At 61.7% G+C, this 13,687-nt stretch carries 12 protein-coding genes and 1 tRNA gene; all 13 read right to left on the bottom strand.

Going from position 1 to position 13,687, the window contains the following annotated elements; genetic code table 11:
- Positions 1 to 18 precede the first annotated feature (18 nt).
- The gene (locus AC1Q5W_RS00530; RefSeq protein WP_492645772.1) at positions 19 to 2,217 is read right to left on the bottom strand and encodes a putative bifunctional diguanylate cyclase/phosphodiesterase; all 2,199 of its coding nucleotides are present in this window, start codon (positions 2,215 to 2,217) and stop codon (positions 19 to 21) included.
- 248 nt (positions 2,218 to 2,465) lie between these two features.
- A complete protein-coding gene (locus AC1Q5W_RS00525; RefSeq protein ID WP_492645771.1) occupies positions 2,466 to 3,074 on the bottom strand; it encodes an ANTAR domain-containing response regulator in 609 nt (202 codons plus the stop codon).
- The gene (locus AC1Q5W_RS00520; RefSeq protein WP_492645770.1) at positions 3,071 to 5,086 is read right to left on the bottom strand and encodes a sensor histidine kinase; all 2,016 of its coding nucleotides are present in this window, start codon (positions 5,084 to 5,086) and stop codon (positions 3,071 to 3,073) included. The genes AC1Q5W_RS00525 and AC1Q5W_RS00520 overlap by 4 nt, the downstream gene beginning before the upstream one ends.
- Positions 5,087 to 5,285: 199 nt before the next feature.
- Positions 5,286 to 5,360 (bottom strand) — tRNA-Val (locus AC1Q5W_RS00515).
- Between the two features lie 41 nt (positions 5,361 to 5,401).
- Entirely contained in the window at positions 5,402 to 6,106 is a 705-nt protein-coding gene (gene dnaQ / locus AC1Q5W_RS00510) for a DNA polymerase III subunit epsilon (RefSeq protein ID WP_492645769.1), read from the bottom strand.
- A 2-nt stretch (positions 6,107 to 6,108) separates the two neighbouring features.
- Positions 6,109 to 6,447: an ISC system 2Fe-2S type ferredoxin gene (gene fdx / locus AC1Q5W_RS00505; protein ID WP_492645768.1), complete on the bottom strand. Its 339-nt coding sequence runs from the start codon at positions 6,445 to 6,447 to the stop codon at positions 6,109 to 6,111.
- An 8-nt stretch (positions 6,448 to 6,455) separates the two neighbouring features.
- Positions 6,456 to 8,312: a Fe-S protein assembly chaperone HscA gene (gene hscA, locus AC1Q5W_RS00500; RefSeq protein WP_492645767.1), complete on the bottom strand. Its 1,857-nt coding sequence runs from the start codon at positions 8,310 to 8,312 to the stop codon at positions 6,456 to 6,458.
- Between the two features lie 60 nt (positions 8,313 to 8,372).
- Positions 8,373 to 8,891, bottom strand: coding sequence for a Fe-S protein assembly co-chaperone HscB (hscB, locus tag AC1Q5W_RS00495; RefSeq protein ID WP_492645766.1), 519 nt, complete (start codon positions 8,889 to 8,891; stop codon positions 8,373 to 8,375).
- On the bottom strand, positions 8,888 to 9,211 hold the full coding sequence (iscA, locus tag AC1Q5W_RS00490) for an iron-sulfur cluster assembly protein IscA (protein WP_492645765.1): 324 nt from the start codon (positions 9,209 to 9,211) through the stop codon (positions 8,888 to 8,890). The genes hscB and iscA overlap by 4 nt, the downstream gene beginning before the upstream one ends.
- A 6-nt stretch (positions 9,212 to 9,217) precedes the next feature.
- Positions 9,218 to 9,604, bottom strand: a complete 387-nt coding sequence (iscU, locus tag AC1Q5W_RS00485; protein WP_492645764.1) for a Fe-S cluster assembly scaffold IscU — start codon at positions 9,602 to 9,604, stop codon at positions 9,218 to 9,220.
- Positions 9,605 to 9,626: 22 nt separating this feature from the next.
- Positions 9,627 to 10,847 carry an IscS subfamily cysteine desulfurase gene (locus tag AC1Q5W_RS00480; protein ID WP_492645763.1) on the bottom strand — a complete coding sequence of 407 codons (1,221 nt, stop codon included), beginning with the start codon at positions 10,845 to 10,847 and terminating at the stop codon, positions 9,627 to 9,629.
- A gap of 48 nt (positions 10,848 to 10,895) precedes the next feature.
- Complete coding sequence (locus AC1Q5W_RS00475) at positions 10,896 to 11,432, bottom strand: Fe-S cluster assembly transcription factor (RefSeq protein WP_492645762.1); 537 nt, start codon at positions 11,430 to 11,432, stop codon at positions 10,896 to 10,898.
- Between the two features lie 101 nt (positions 11,433 to 11,533).
- Positions 11,534 to 13,654, bottom strand: coding sequence for an excinuclease ABC subunit UvrB (uvrB, locus tag AC1Q5W_RS00470; protein WP_492645761.1), 2,121 nt, complete (start codon positions 13,652 to 13,654; stop codon positions 11,534 to 11,536).
- Positions 13,655 to 13,687 lie beyond the last annotated feature (33 nt).

The following is a 13,687-nucleotide window of genomic DNA, read 5'->3' as shown; positions in this document are numbered from 1 at the left end:
AGTCTCCTCGGGGGGTTCTCAGGCTGGGACACTGGCCTTTCTGCGGGCCAGTTCTACAAAATCATTCAACGGCATGGGGCGTCCCGCCAGGTAACCCTGGTAGGCGGGGCAGCCAAACTGCTCCAGCAGCACGCGCTGCTCCTCGGTTTCCACGCCTTCGGCAATCACATTCAGGTGCAGGTTGCGGGCCATGCCAATGATGGTCTGGACAATCACCGCGTCATTGCGGCTGCTGGCCATATGGGCAACAAAGCTGCGGTCAATCTTGAGCTGGGATATGGGCAACTGGTTCAGTTGCGACAGGGACGAGTGCCCCGTGCCGAAGTCATCCATGGCGAATTGGATGCCCCGCTGGTTGAGCAGCTTCATCTTGAGAACCGTATCGTCCACGTTGTCGAGCACCAGACTCTCGGTGAGCTCCAGCTTCAGGCGCCGTGTATTAATGCCGGTTTGCTCCAGCAGACGCCGCACCATCGGCACAAAATCGGCCTGCCGGAACTGGAGCGCACTCACGTTCACACTCAGTGTCCAGTGTTCGGTCAGCGGGTTGTTTTCCCAGCGTTTGAGCTGCTCACAGGCGCCGCGCAGAACCCACTCGCCAATGGGAACGATCAGGCCGGACTCCTCGGCAATGGGAATGAAATCGGCCGGCCCTACCATGCCGCGCGTCGGGTGGCGCCAGCGCAGCAGCACCTCAGCTCCCAACACGTCTCGCTCGCTGTCGACCTGTACCTGGTAATACAGTTCCAGCTGTCCTTGGGGCAAGGCATGGCGCAATTCGAGCTCCAGGCTCAGGCGGGCCTCGAGCGCGGCCTGGATACGGGGATCAAAGAACCGCTGGGTGTTGCGGCCATTGTTCTTGGCCTGGTACATGGCCAGATCGGCGCGCTTGAGCAGTTCGTCGATGGTGGCGCTCTGGTCCACGAACAGGGTAATGCCAATGCTGGCGGAACTCTGGTGCGACTGCTGGCCCAGCCGGCAGGGTTGCACGATGGTCTGCAGGATTTTCTCGCCGATCCCTTCGGCGTGGATGGCGGCCTGGTTGGCGTCCGGCCCCAGGTTCACCAGCATGACCACGAACTCGTCTCCCCCCAGGCGGGCCACCGTATCTGCCTGGCGCAGGCAACTCTTGAGGCGCTGTGCCATCTCGACCAGCAGGTCATCACCCACGCCATGCCCCTGGGTGTCGTTGATGATCTTGAAACCGTCCAGGTCAATCATCAAAATGGCGCCATACGTCTGGCTGCGGGCGCTGGCGCCCAGTGCCAGTTGCAGGCGGTCACGCAGCAAGCGGCGGTTGGGCAGGTTGGTCAACGGGTCGTAAAAGGCCAGCTGGTGAATGGCATTTTCGTGGGAGCCCAGCTTGGTTTGCATGGCCTGCAGCGCCTGCATGACCTTGCTGATTTCGTCGCTGCCTTCGATCGGGATCTGCGTGTCGTAATGACCCAACGAGATTTGCCGGAACGTATTGATCACCCGCTCCAGGGGGCGCACGATGGAACGAATCAGCATCCAGCCCAGCCCACTCATGGTCAGCATGGAGACAGCCAGCGCCACCAGAGCCCATAACCGGGTATTTCGGTAGCGTTCAACGCCCACCTGGTAACCGGCATCGGCCAGCGCGAACTGCAGGTCGATGAGATGCTCCAGTTGCGGTGCCAGCACCTCAAAATGTACCCGCCCTTGCTCGGCAGCGCGCAGGGTGAGCGGGTGGTTATTGGCACGCAACGCCACAACCGCAGGCACCAATGCGTCTTCCAGGTAGCGCTGGCGAACTTGCTCGAAACGCGCAGACTGTGCGGCCTCCTGCTGCGCCAGGGTCTTGCTGGCGTAGGCCTGCCACAGGTCATTGATGGCCTGGATATTGCGGTTGATCGACTCCGCCGCCAACTGGGCAGTGTTACGGTCCATGACCAGAACGGAGACACCCGACGGCCCCGCTTCGGTGTGCACCGCGCTGAGTGCCGACTGCAGAATCAGCCTGTTGGAAAGAAAGAGCGCGTGAATCCGGGAGAGCTCGCGCACGGGAACCATGCGGTCCTCGTACACCGAGCGCAGGCTTTCGTTGGATGCCGCCAGCCCCGCAATGCCCATGCCGGCCAGCAGCACCGACACGGCAGCCGCCAGACCCATCATGGCACCCAGACGCTTGCCAATGGGGAACTGCAGGTAGTGCAGCCGCACCCAGACACGCCAGGACCGGGCAAGGCTCAGCATGCGCACGCCCCCCGCAAGGCAGGTGCTGTCAGCAATTGAAAGGATCTGGCGAATCTGAACATGAACAGCCTCACCCGCGCCAGACGCGGGCGTTTCGTCAAAGTTTCCACGCCGCTACGCGGCATAGGGATAAATCAACGAGGCATGTTCAGGGCCTCAGGGAAAGTCAAGCATCGGGATCACGGATGTTGACCGTCGTGCGTACTTATACCAAAGAATAAAGTCAAAACAGGCGGGATAAACGCCTATCAAGTTCCATGAAGCGTCTCAATTGAGCGGATCAGGTCACTTGCCACCTCAGCCAGCTTGCGACGCTGGGAGCGCGCCGAATCCCGCAACAGCTTGAATGCGGCGTCCCGGCCGAGACGGTACTGCACCATGGTGATACCCACAGCCACACTGACCGCGCGTTCGGTATCCAGCGCATTTTGCAACTGGTTGCCCGTGGTTTTCAGGTTACGCAATTCACCGGCACGGACCAGCGCCGCTTCAATACTGGGTACCAGTTGGTGAACGTCCAGCGGCTTGACCAGGTAACCCAGGGCGCCCTGCGCGGTGGCCTTGTCCACGGTCGGTGCATCGCTGTAGGCACTGAGCATGATGAACGGGATCTGCTCAAGCTCGCGCAGCCGCTGCGCCAGCTGCAGTCCATCCCCGTCCGGCATGTGCACATCCAGTATGGCCAGATCCGGCCGAACACCGCCGGCAAGGAATGCCTCCGCATCTTCCTGCGAATCGGCAGTGGTCACCTGGTAGCCTGCCCGACGCAGGCCGCTGGCCAGGGACGACAAGATCAGCCGGTCGTCTTCGACGAGCAACAAATGCGGGGAGGCAAATTCGGAATGGGGTCTGTTCATGTTGATTCAACGCCCTCAAGGTACAAAACAGGTGGGCTTAGTTCCAGCGTGGTGCAAATGCAGTCACCGCGCACTTCGCGCAGCAGTTTAGCGCCATGACGGGGCATGAGGGTCTCCACCAGCTGCAGGCCGGCATGGGCCCCTTCCCCGCTGGGCTGCCACCGCCCACCATTGACGATGTCTATGCGGACGGTGCATGGTTCGTTCGTGTCCTGCATGCTGACTTTGACACCCCCCAGGGATGGGTCTCCGTGTTTCACGGCATTGAGAATCAGCTCGTTGAGGACCAGGGCTACCGGCACGGCCTCGTCCTGCGCCACCAGAATGGCGTTGCGGGGATCCGGAATGTCCACCGCAATGGCGGCACTCCACAGCGAATCAATACCCGACGCAACAGCCAGTGTCAGTTCGCACAGGCGCACCTGGCCGGACGATGTTCTGCCCTGCAAGCCGTGGATCACCGCCACGCTCTGCACCTGGCCCACCACCTGCGAAACCGGCTCTGCCGCCTCGGGGTGCTGGCGTCCGAACTCCCGCAGTATGCCAATGATGCCCTGCAGGTTGTTGTTGATGCGGTGATGCACCTCCCGCACCAGGGCATCGCGCTGGGCCATCTGGTCGATCCGCTGCTGCTGTTGCATGCGCCTGCGTTCAGTAATGTCGGTATGTGTGCCCACCATGCGCAATGGCCGCCCGCGCAGGGTGCGCTCCACCACCAGACCGCGTATCTCGATCCATTTGTAGCTGCCGTCCTTGCAGCGCATGCGGTACTCCTTCAGGAAAGTCGGAGCACGGCCATCGAGATGCTCACGGATGCTCGCCGATATGGCCGGCAAGTCCCGCGGATGGACGCGCGCGAACCATGCCTCCAACGCGGGAGGGAAATCACCCTCGGAGTACCCCAGCATCTCCATGCAGCGGGCAGAGTAGAAAATCGCCCCTGTGACCACGTTCCAGTCCCATACTCCGTCCCCCGCGCCTTCCAGCGCAAACCGCCAGCGCGTCTCGCTGTCACGCAGCGCCGCCTCCACCTGGGTACGGGCGTCGAGCATGTGGTTGAACTGCCGGGCAACGGCTTCCAGCTCGGTGGGACCGGCAAGGCGGGCACGCGCCGTGGTGTCCCCCTCGGCCACACGCACCGAGGTCTCCGCAAGCGCCCGCACCGGCCTGGAAATCACCGAAGCAATGCGCCAGGCCAGCATCAGCACCAGCAGCAGCAGCACCAGACCAATCGCCAGCCCCTGGTTGCGCAGTGCCCGGTAGGCCGCCATGGCCTCCACTTCCGGAACCCCCGCCACCACCCGCCAGCCGGTGCTGGGAACGGTCACGAATGCCACCATACGCTCCACCCCGTCCACGCCGACCAGGGTGGCAAACCCTTCGCGCCGCCCCTCGAACACTCTCTTGAAGGCAGCAGGCCCGGCCTTGCCCATCCATACTCCCGGATCCGTCGATCGCCACATGAATTTCCCCTGCCGGTCGACAACCGCAAGCGCCGTGCTCTTGGGCACCGAGCCCAGCAGCCGTTCGCTCAGCCACAGCAAATCGATGGAAGCACTGACAAACCCGGAGCGCTCGCCGACCGCATTGCGGACGGGGTAGGTCAGCACGGTAATCCATTTGCCACTCAACGGCCCCCAGATCGCATCCCCCACGACAAACGCGTCACTGCGCGACGCCTCCCGTTGCCAGGGAAACAGGCGCTGCGCATCGGTCGCCGGGGGATACGGCAGATATGAATAGATCGTGTTGAGGTGCACGTCATGCACCGTGAGGTTGGTGAACTGCGGGTGCAGTTCCATGAACTGCTTCGGATGGAAATAACGGGAATGGGTGGGTGGGCTGCCGCGAAACTCCGTGGCAACGACGGCCAATGCCGCTTCCTGGTCGCGCAACAGCAGCTCGATTTGGCCAACGCTGGCGTCGGCCATAATTTTGATTTTCGCGTATGCCACTGCGCGCGAGTCCAGCTCTTCCCAAATCACCAGGTAGCGAAACAGTATGGCGCCCATCGGGAGCACGAACGCCAAAGCCAGCAGCAGCAGCCAAGTGCGAATGGACAGCCGAGGCAAAAGCGAAGTTGCGGTTGAGGGAACGGGGCGCGGCATAAGGGGCAAGCTTATCGTGTTTCACCCGGGGGCCTTTGGCGCGCACATGACAAAAAAAAAGGACTTGCGAGTCTTCGCAAGTCCTTTTTCATGACCAATAAATTGGTGGGCAGTACAAGTTTCGAACTTGTGACCCCTGCAGTGTGAATGCAGTGCTCTACCCCTGAGCTAACCGCCCTGAATATGTATTCAGAATAGCCTTGAATTATACAATAAGTTTCAGGTGATTTTGCGCCACAACGTTTTTCCGCTGCTGGATTTATCCATCTGGGCCATCACCTCTTCGTGCGCCGACAGTTCCTGGGCATTGGCCTCCAGCACCGGCAGCACCAATCCGCTCAGGTCCACCTCGACAGCAACCAGCCCGCCCGCATCCTCGGATGAGGCCACATCCATCAGGAGCGCGTCCTGCCCCCGCGTCAGGTTGATGTAGACGTCGGCCAGCAACTCCGCATCCAGCAAGGCACCATGCAGGGTGCGGCCCGAGTTGTCGACCTCCAGCCGGTCGCACAAGGCGTCCAGGCTGTTGCGCTTGCCAGGGAACATCTCCTTGGCCATGACGAGTGTGTCGATGACACCGGACACATGCTCCTTGAACCGGGGGCGCCCCAGCAGGGACAGCTCCTTATCCAGAAACCCCAGGTCAAACGGCGCGTTGTGGATGATGATCTCAGCATCCCGCACATAGGACAGCAGATCATCCACGACTGCAGAAAAAACGGGTTTGTCGCGCAGGAACTCGGTGGTCAGGCCGTGCACCCGCAACGCACCCTCATCGCTGTCGCGCCCCGGATTCAGGTACACGTGGAAGTTGTTGCCTGTCAGCTTGCGGTTGACCAGCTCCACGCAACCGATCTCCACCAGCCGGTCATCCTTGTCAAAGTAGAAGCCGGTGGTTTCCGTGTCCAAAATGATCTGGCGCATGGTCAGTGGTTCTCTTTAGCATGGTTGATGGTGTATTTGGGTATTTCCACCACCAGGTCCTTTTGCGCCAGGAACGCCTGGCAGCTCAAGCGGGAGTTGGGCTCCAGACCCCAGGCGCGGTCCAGCAGATCCTCCTCGTTTTCGTCCAGCGCATTGAGGGAAGAAAAGCCCTCGCGCACGATGACGTGACAGGTGGTGCAGGCGCAGCTCATGTCACAGGCATGCTCGATCGGAATCTGGTTTTCCAGCAGGGCTTCGCAAATGGACGTGCCCGCAGGCGCGGAAATCTCGGCTCCTTGCGGGCAGTATTCCGGATGCGGCAGGATTTTGATGGTGGGCATGGCTGTTCCTAAATCGATTCAATGTTCTTGCCGGCCAGCGCATGCGTGATGCCGCGGTTCATGCGCTGAGCCGCAAAGGCTTCGGTGGCCTGCGCCAGGGTCTTGCTCACAGATTCAATCAGCGCTGCGTCATCACCGCCGCGCGCATGCGCAAGCGCCTGCATGGCAGTGTCTATGTCCGCACGCTCCTGCGGGGCCAGCAAATCGCCATCGGCGTCGAGCGCACTCTGCGTGGCCAGCAGCAGCCGGTCGGCATCCACCTGGGCTTCCACCAGGGCGCGGGTCCGTATGTCCTGCTCGGCCGTGGAGAAGCTGTCCTGCAGCATTTGTGCAATCCGGGCATCGCTCAGACCATAGGAGGGTTTGACATCGATCTGGGACTGCACGCCACTGAGCTGCTCGTGGGCCGAAACATGAAGCAGGCCGTCGGCATCCACCGTAAAGGTCACGCGAATGCGGGCCGCCCCGGCCGCCATGGGTGGAATGCCGCGCAACTCAAAGCGGGCCAGGCTGCGGCAATCGGCCACCATATCTCGCTCGCCCTGCACCACGTGCAGTGCCAGGGCGGTCTGGCCGTCCTTGTAGGTGGTGAAGTCCTGCGCCATGGCAGTGGGAATGGTCTGGTTGCGCGGAACAATGCGCTCCACCAGCCCGCCCATGGTTTCCACGCCCAGCGACAGGGGAATCACGTCCAGCAGCAGCAAATCGCCCGTGGCATTGTTGCCTGCCAGCTGGTTGGCCTGAATGGCTGCACCCAGGGCCACCACTTCGTCGGGATTGAGGTTATTGAGAGGCGCGCGCCCAAAATACGCGGCCACCGCTGCCTGCACCTGCGGCATGCGGGTGGAACCGCCCACCATGACCACGCCCTGCACGTCTTCCACCCGCAAACGGGCATCCCGCAGGGCTTTGCGTGCTGCGGCAAGGGTCCTGTCAGTCAGGTGAGCGGTGGCAGCATGGAACTGTGCAGAATTCACATCAAAATGCACGCTGGAGCCCGCCAAATCTGCGTGGAAAGCTACATTTTCTGTAGCAGACAAGGCCTCCTTGCACGCCCTCGCCGCCACTTTCAGCGCTGCCTTGTCGGCCGCCGTGACCGCTTGCGCACCGGTCTGTGCCAGCACCCAGTCGGCCAGGGCGTGGTCGTAGTCGTCACCGCCCAGGGCCGAATCCCCGCCCGTCGCCACGACCTCAAACACACCCTGGGTCAGCCGCAAGATGGAAATGTCGAAAGTGCCGCCACCGAGGTCGTAGATGGCATAAATGCCCTCGCTGGCGTTGTCCAGCCCGTAGGCAATGGCCGCCGCCGTGGGTTCGTTGATCAGGCGCAGCACGTTGAGGCCCGCCAGCTTGGCCGCGTCCTTGGTGGCTTGGCGCTGTGCGTCGTCAAAATAGGCGGGCACCGTGATGACCGCACCATACAGATCGGCGTTGAAGGTGTCCTCCGCGCGGAAACGCAGGGTCGCAAGAATATCGGCGCTGACTTCCACAGGCGATTTCTCCCCGGCGACCGTCTGAATGCCCAGCATGCCCGTATGGGCTGCAAAGTGGTAGGGCAACTTCTCCACGCCCACCAGATCCGCCAGACTGCGGCCCATGAAACGCTTGACGGAGGCAATCGTGTTTTCCGGGTCCGCAGCCAGCGCCGCCTGAGCCTGAGCACCAATCTGCCGTCCGCCGTCAGCGAGGTAACGCACCACCGACGGCAAAATGACCTGCCCCGCAGCGTCGGGCAGGCACTCGGCCACGCCATTGCGCACGGATGCCACCAGGGAATGGGTCGTTCCCAAGTCAATACCCACCGCGATGCGCCGCTCGTGCGGGTTGGGCGTCTGGCCCGGTTCGGAAATTTGTAGGAGCGCCATTTTTCTTCGTTTAGCGACCGGGCCGGGCAACTACGGCCCAGCAGTCTGTCGTGTCAGGTTTCAGGATTCCAGTTTTTCAAAGCTGCGCTCCAGATCATGCGCAAATTTTTCAATGAACATGAGCGCCCGCACCGGCTGCACGGCTGCGCTGCAATCGTGCTGCACGTCAAGCAACTGGGCACACTGTTGCAGCAAATCGCGCTGGACGGCATCGACATTGTCGCGCAACGCTTCCAGCGCCTGGACGCTGCGGGCCTCTTCCAGCCATTCACGCCATTCCATTTGCTGCATCAGGAACGCCGCCGGCATGGCGGTGTTGCTATGGGCGTTAATGGGCGCACCGCCCAGTTCGCACAGATAAGCGGCGCGCTTGAGGGGATCCTTCAGGCGCTGGTAGGCTTCATTGATACGCACCGACCACTGCATGGCGACCCGCTGGGCCGCGGGGCCTTGCGCCGCGAACTTGTCCGGATGGGCCTCGCGCTGCAGGGCCTTCCAGCGGGCGTCGATGGCACTGCGGTCCTGGGCGAACTGCTGCGCGAGCCCGAACAGCTCAAAATCGTTGGACTGGAGATTCACACCCGGAACGACTCACCGCAGCCGCACTTGTCGCGCTCCCGGGGGTTGTTAAAACGAAAACCCTCGTTCAACCCCTCGCGTACAAAATCGAGCTCGGTACCGTCCAGGTACGCCAGGCTTTTCGGGTCCACCAGCACCTTGACGCCGTGGCCCTCGAACACCAGGTCTTCCGGCGCGAGTTCGTCCACGTATTCCAGCTGGTAGGCCAGTCCGGAGCAACCCGTGGTCTTGACGCCCAGGCGCACACCCACACCTTTGCCGCGCCGCGCCAGGTAACGGCTCACATGCCGTGCAGCGGCTTCCGTCAGAGTAACTGCCATGGGTGATCAGCTCAGATGCTTTTTCTTGTAATCGTCAACCGCCGCCTTGATGGCGTCTTCCGCCAGAATCGAGCAATGGATCTTGACCGGAGGCAGGGCCAGTTCTTCGGCGATCTGGCTGTTCTTCAGCGCTGCCGCCTCGTCCAGCGTCTTGCCCTTGACCCACTCGGTCACCAGGGAGCTGGAAGCAATGGCCGAGCCACAGCCATAGGTCTTGAAGCGCGCGTCCTCGATCACGCCGGTTTGCGGGTTGACCTTGATCTGCAACTTCATCACGTCGCCGCACGCGGGCGCGCCCACCATGCCAGTGCCAACCGTTTCATCGCCTTTTTCAAAGCTGCCAACGTTGCGGGGGTGTTCGTAATGGTCAACGACTTTTTCTGAATATGCCATGGTGCTACCTGTTCAATGGGGGTTAGTGGGCTGCCCACTGGATCGTGCTGATGTCGATGCCATCCTGGTACATCTCCCACAGGGGACTGAGTTCACGCAGTCGAGCCACGTTTTGCTTGATAGTGTCTATGGCGTAGTCGATTTCGGCTTCGGTCGTCCAGCGACCGATGGTCATGCGCAGGCTGCTATGGGCCAACTCATCGCTACGACCCAGTGCGCGCAACACATAGCTGGGCTCCAGGGAAGCCGAGGTACAAGCCGAACCACTGCTCACAGCCAGCCCCTTGATACCCATGATGAGCGACTCGCCCTCCACGTAGTTGAAGCTGATGTTGAGGTTGTGCGGAACGCGCTGTGTCTCGTGGCCATTGATGAACACCTGCTCGATGTCCTTGAGGCCGGCCAGCAAGCGGTCATGCAGGGCACGGATGCGCAGGTTCTCCGCCGCCATTTCTTCCTTGGCGATGCGGTAGGCCTCGCCCATGCCAGCGATCTGGTGCGTGGGCAGCGTGCCACTGCGCATGCCACGCTCGTGGCCGCCGCCGTGCATCTGCGCCTCCAGCCGCACACGCGGCTTGCGGCGCACAAACAATGCACCAATGCCTTTGGGACCGTAGGTCTTGTGGGCGGTCAGACTCATAAGGTCCACGGGCAACTGGCTCAGATCGAACGCCACACGGCCCGTGGCCTGTGCCGCGTCCACATGGAAAATGACCCCCTTTTCGCGGCACACGGCACCGATGGCGGCAATGTCCTGGATGACGCCGATTTCGTTGTTCACGAACATGACGCTGGCCAGAATGGTGTCGGGGCGGATGGCCGCCTTGAAGGCATCCAGGTTGAGCAGGCCATCGGGCTGCACATCCAGATAGGTCACATCAAACCCCTGGCGCTCCAGCTCACGGCAGGTATCCAGCACCGCCTTGTGCTCGGTCTTCACCGTGATGATGTGCTTGCCTTTGGACTGGTAGAAATGCGCGGCACCCTTGAGCGCCAGGTTGTTGGATTCGGTCGCGCCCGAAGTCCAGACGATTTCACGGGGATCAGCGCCAATCAGGTCAGCCACCTGACCGCGGGCTTTCTCCACTGCGGCCTCGGCTTCCCACCCCCAGGCGTGGCTGCGCGAGGCGGGATTGCCAAAATGGGCCCGCAACCACGGAACCATGGCATCCACTACCCGTTCGTCGCACGGGTTGGTGGCGCTGTAGTCCATGTAAATGGGGAAATGGGGAGTGGTGTCCATGGAGGTTTGCTGCTGGCTCATCAAAAAATAAAACGGTATGCGGTGCGGTTACGGCTTGGAAAACGCATTGCCCAGGGCAAACACCGAATTGGGCGCGTTGATGCGAATGGGTTTGGTCTGAGGCAGAGCCGAAATGGCGCGTTTGACGCTGGGCTTGTCTTCCACCTGCATGCCCTTGGCCAACTGGTCGTCCACCAGTTTCTGCAACGACACCGAGTCGAGAAACTCTACCATGCGCACATTGAGCGAGGTCCACAGATCGTGGGTCATGCAGCGCGCACCTTCGCCCAAGCAGTTTTCCTTCCCGCCACAATGGGTCGCATCGATCGGCTCATCCACAGACACAATGATGTCCGCCACCGTAATGTCGGAGGCCTTGCGCGCCAGGGTATATCCGCCACCCGGACCACGGGTAGACTCCACCAGTTCATGGCGGCGCAGTTTCCCAAACAACTGCTCCAGATACGAGAGCGAAATCTGCTGGCGCTGACTGATGGCAGCCAAGGTCACCGGTCCGCCACTTTGGCGCAAACCCAGATCAATCATCGCTGTGACCGCAAAGCGGCCTTTGGTGGTGAGACGCATAGCATGCTCCTTCAGTCGTACTTGGTTGACTATCGAAATCAAGTATACCAATAACCCAAGTATTTTGCTCGGGTACCCGGGTCCGCCAGCCTCCCTCGGCCCTACTTCCCACCAGATGAAATTGCGACCACGTTGTCGTGACCCGCGGCGCCAAAAGCCTGCTCTTTCAAGATGCCCAGCTGGTCCCGTATGCGCGCCGCCTTTTCGAACTCCAGGTTGCGGGCGTGCTCCATCATCAGCTTCTCCAGACGTTTGATTTCGCGGGAAATATCCTTCTCGCTCATGTCTTCCACCTGGGCACGCTGCAGGGCATCACGCTCCAGGCGCTCGGCTTCCTTGCCCGCCTTTTCGCTGTAGACGCCATCGATCAGGTCGCGCACCTTCTTGACGATGGCACGCGGGGTAATTCCGCGCTCCAGGTTGTGGGCGATCTGCTTCTTGCGGCGCCGCTCAGTTTCACCCAGGGCCCGCGCCATGGAGTCGGTCACTTTGTCCGCGTACAGGATGGCGCGGCCATGGAGGTTGCGCGCCGCGCGACCGATGGTCTGGATCAGCGACCGCTCGGAGCGCAGGAACCCTTCCTTGTCGGCATCCAGAATGGCCACCAGCGACACCTCGGGAATGTCAATGCCTTCGCGCAGCAGGTTGATCCCGACCAGCACGTCGAAGGCACCCAGGCGCAGGTCGCGCAGGATCTCGACCCGCTCCACCGTGTCCACGTCGCTGTGCAGGTAGCGCACTTTGACGCCGTTGTCGGTCAGGTAATCGGTCAGCTGCTCAGCCATGCGCTTGGTCAGGGTAGTGATCAGCACGCGCTCGTTCCTCTCGACGCGGATGCGGATTTCCTGCAGCACGTCGTCCACCTGGCTGCTGGCGGGGCGCACCTCCACCTCCGGGTCGACCAGCCCGGTGGGCCGTACCAGCTGCTCCACCACCCGCCCGGCATGCTCCTGCTCCCACTGCGCGGGTGTCGCCGAGACGAAAATGACTTGGCGCATCTTGGTCTCGAACTCCTCGAACTTGAGCGGCCGGTTATCCAGCGCGCTGGGCAGGCGAAAGCCGTACTCCACCAGCGTCGTCTTGCGCGAGCGGTCGCCGTTGTACATGCCACCGAACTGCCCGATGAGCACGTGCGACTCATCCAGGAACATCAGGGAGTCCTTGGGCAGGTAGTCGGTCAGGGTGGCCGGGGGTTCACCCGGCGCGGCACCGCTCAGGTGGCGGGAATAGTTCTCAATGCCCTTGCAGTGCCCCACTTCGCTGAGCATCTCCAGATCAAACCGGGTGCGTTGCTCCAGGCGCTGCGCCTCCACCAGCTTGCCCTGGCTGACAAACTCCTTAAGCCGGTCGGCCAATTCCACCTTGATGGACTCCACGGCCGCCAGCACCTGCTCACGTGGCGTCACATAATGGCTGCTGGGGTACACGGTAAAGCGCGGAATCTTCTGGCGGATGCGTCCGGTCAGCGGATCAAACAGCTGCAGGGACTCGATTTCGTCGTCAAACAGCTCCACCCGGATCGCCATTTCGGAGTGTTCGGCCGGGAAGATGTCGATGGTGTCGCCGCGCACCCGGAAGGTGCCGCGGCCAAAATCCATGTCGTTGCGCTGGTACTGCATGCGCACCAGCTGGGCAATCATGTCGCGCTGGCCCATCTTGTCGCCACTGCGCAGCGTCATCACCATCTGGTGGTAGGCCTCGGGCTGCCCGATACCGTAGATGGCCGACACGGTGGCCACGATCACCACATCGCGCCGCTCCAGGATGCTCTTGGTGCACGACAGGCGCATCTGCTCGATGTGCTCGTTGATGGCCGAGTCCTTCTCGATGAACAGGTCGCGCTGCGGCACGTAGGCCTCGGGCTGGTAGTAGTCGTAGTAGCTGACGAAATACTCCACCGCGTTCTTGGGAAAGAACTCGCGGAACTCGCTGTACAGCTGCGCTGCCAGGGTCTTGTTGGGCGCAAACACGATGGCCGGCCGGCCCAGCCGGGCAATCACGTTGGCCATGGTGAAGGTTTTGCCCGAACCGGTCACGCCCAGCAGGGTCTGGAACACCTCGCCGTCATTCACCCCCTCCACCAGCTGCGCAATGGCTTCGGGCTGGTCGCCCGCGGGCGGATACGGCTGGTACAGCTCGAAAGGCGAATCCGGAAAGCGCACGAAAACCCCTGTGGCAGGTGCGGTAGCGGGATCGGTAACGGCATCAGAAGCGGTTTGCATGGGTACTCAATTCTGGCCCGGTAAAATCACGGG

The sequence above is a fragment of the Rhodoferax sp. MLSD5-FHT05B10 genome (assembly GCF_058793415.1).
This window is presented reverse-complemented; position numbering and strand designations above follow the sequence as displayed.

Excerpts from the sequence above, each read along its gene's own strand:
- AC1Q5W_RS00530 (WP_492645772.1), bottom strand. The coding sequence starts at position 2,217 with ATGCTGAGCCTTGCCCGGTCCTGGCGTGTCTGGGTGCGGCTGCACTAC.
- AC1Q5W_RS00525 (WP_492645771.1), bottom strand. The coding sequence starts at position 3,074 with ATGAACAGACCCCATTCCGAATTTGCCTCCCCGCATTTGTTGCTCGTC.
- AC1Q5W_RS00520 (WP_492645770.1), bottom strand. The coding sequence starts at position 5,086 with ATGGGCGCCATACTGTTTCGCTACCTGGTGATTTGGGAAGAGCTGGAC.
- dnaQ (WP_492645769.1), bottom strand. The coding sequence starts at position 6,106 with ATGCGCCAGATCATTTTGGACACGGAAACCACCGGCTTCTACTTTGAC.
- fdx (WP_492645768.1), bottom strand. The coding sequence starts at position 6,447 with ATGCCCACCATCAAAATCCTGCCGCATCCGGAATACTGCCCGCAAGGA.
- hscA (WP_492645767.1), bottom strand. The coding sequence starts at position 8,312 with ATGGCGCTCCTACAAATTTCCGAACCGGGCCAGACGCCCAACCCGCAC.
- iscA (WP_492645765.1), bottom strand. The coding sequence starts at position 9,211 with ATGGCAGTTACTCTGACGGAAGCCGCTGCACGGCATGTGAGCCGTTAC.
- iscU (WP_492645764.1), bottom strand. The coding sequence starts at position 9,604 with ATGGCATATTCAGAAAAAGTCGTTGACCATTACGAACACCCCCGCAAC.
- AC1Q5W_RS00480 (WP_492645763.1), bottom strand. The coding sequence starts at position 10,847 with ATGGACACCACTCCCCATTTCCCCATTTACATGGACTACAGCGCCACC.
- AC1Q5W_RS00475 (WP_492645762.1), bottom strand. The coding sequence starts at position 11,432 with ATGCGTCTCACCACCAAAGGCCGCTTTGCGGTCACAGCGATGATTGAT.
- uvrB (WP_492645761.1), bottom strand. The coding sequence starts at position 13,654 with ATGCAAACCGCTTCTGATGCCGTTACCGATCCCGCTACCGCACCTGCC.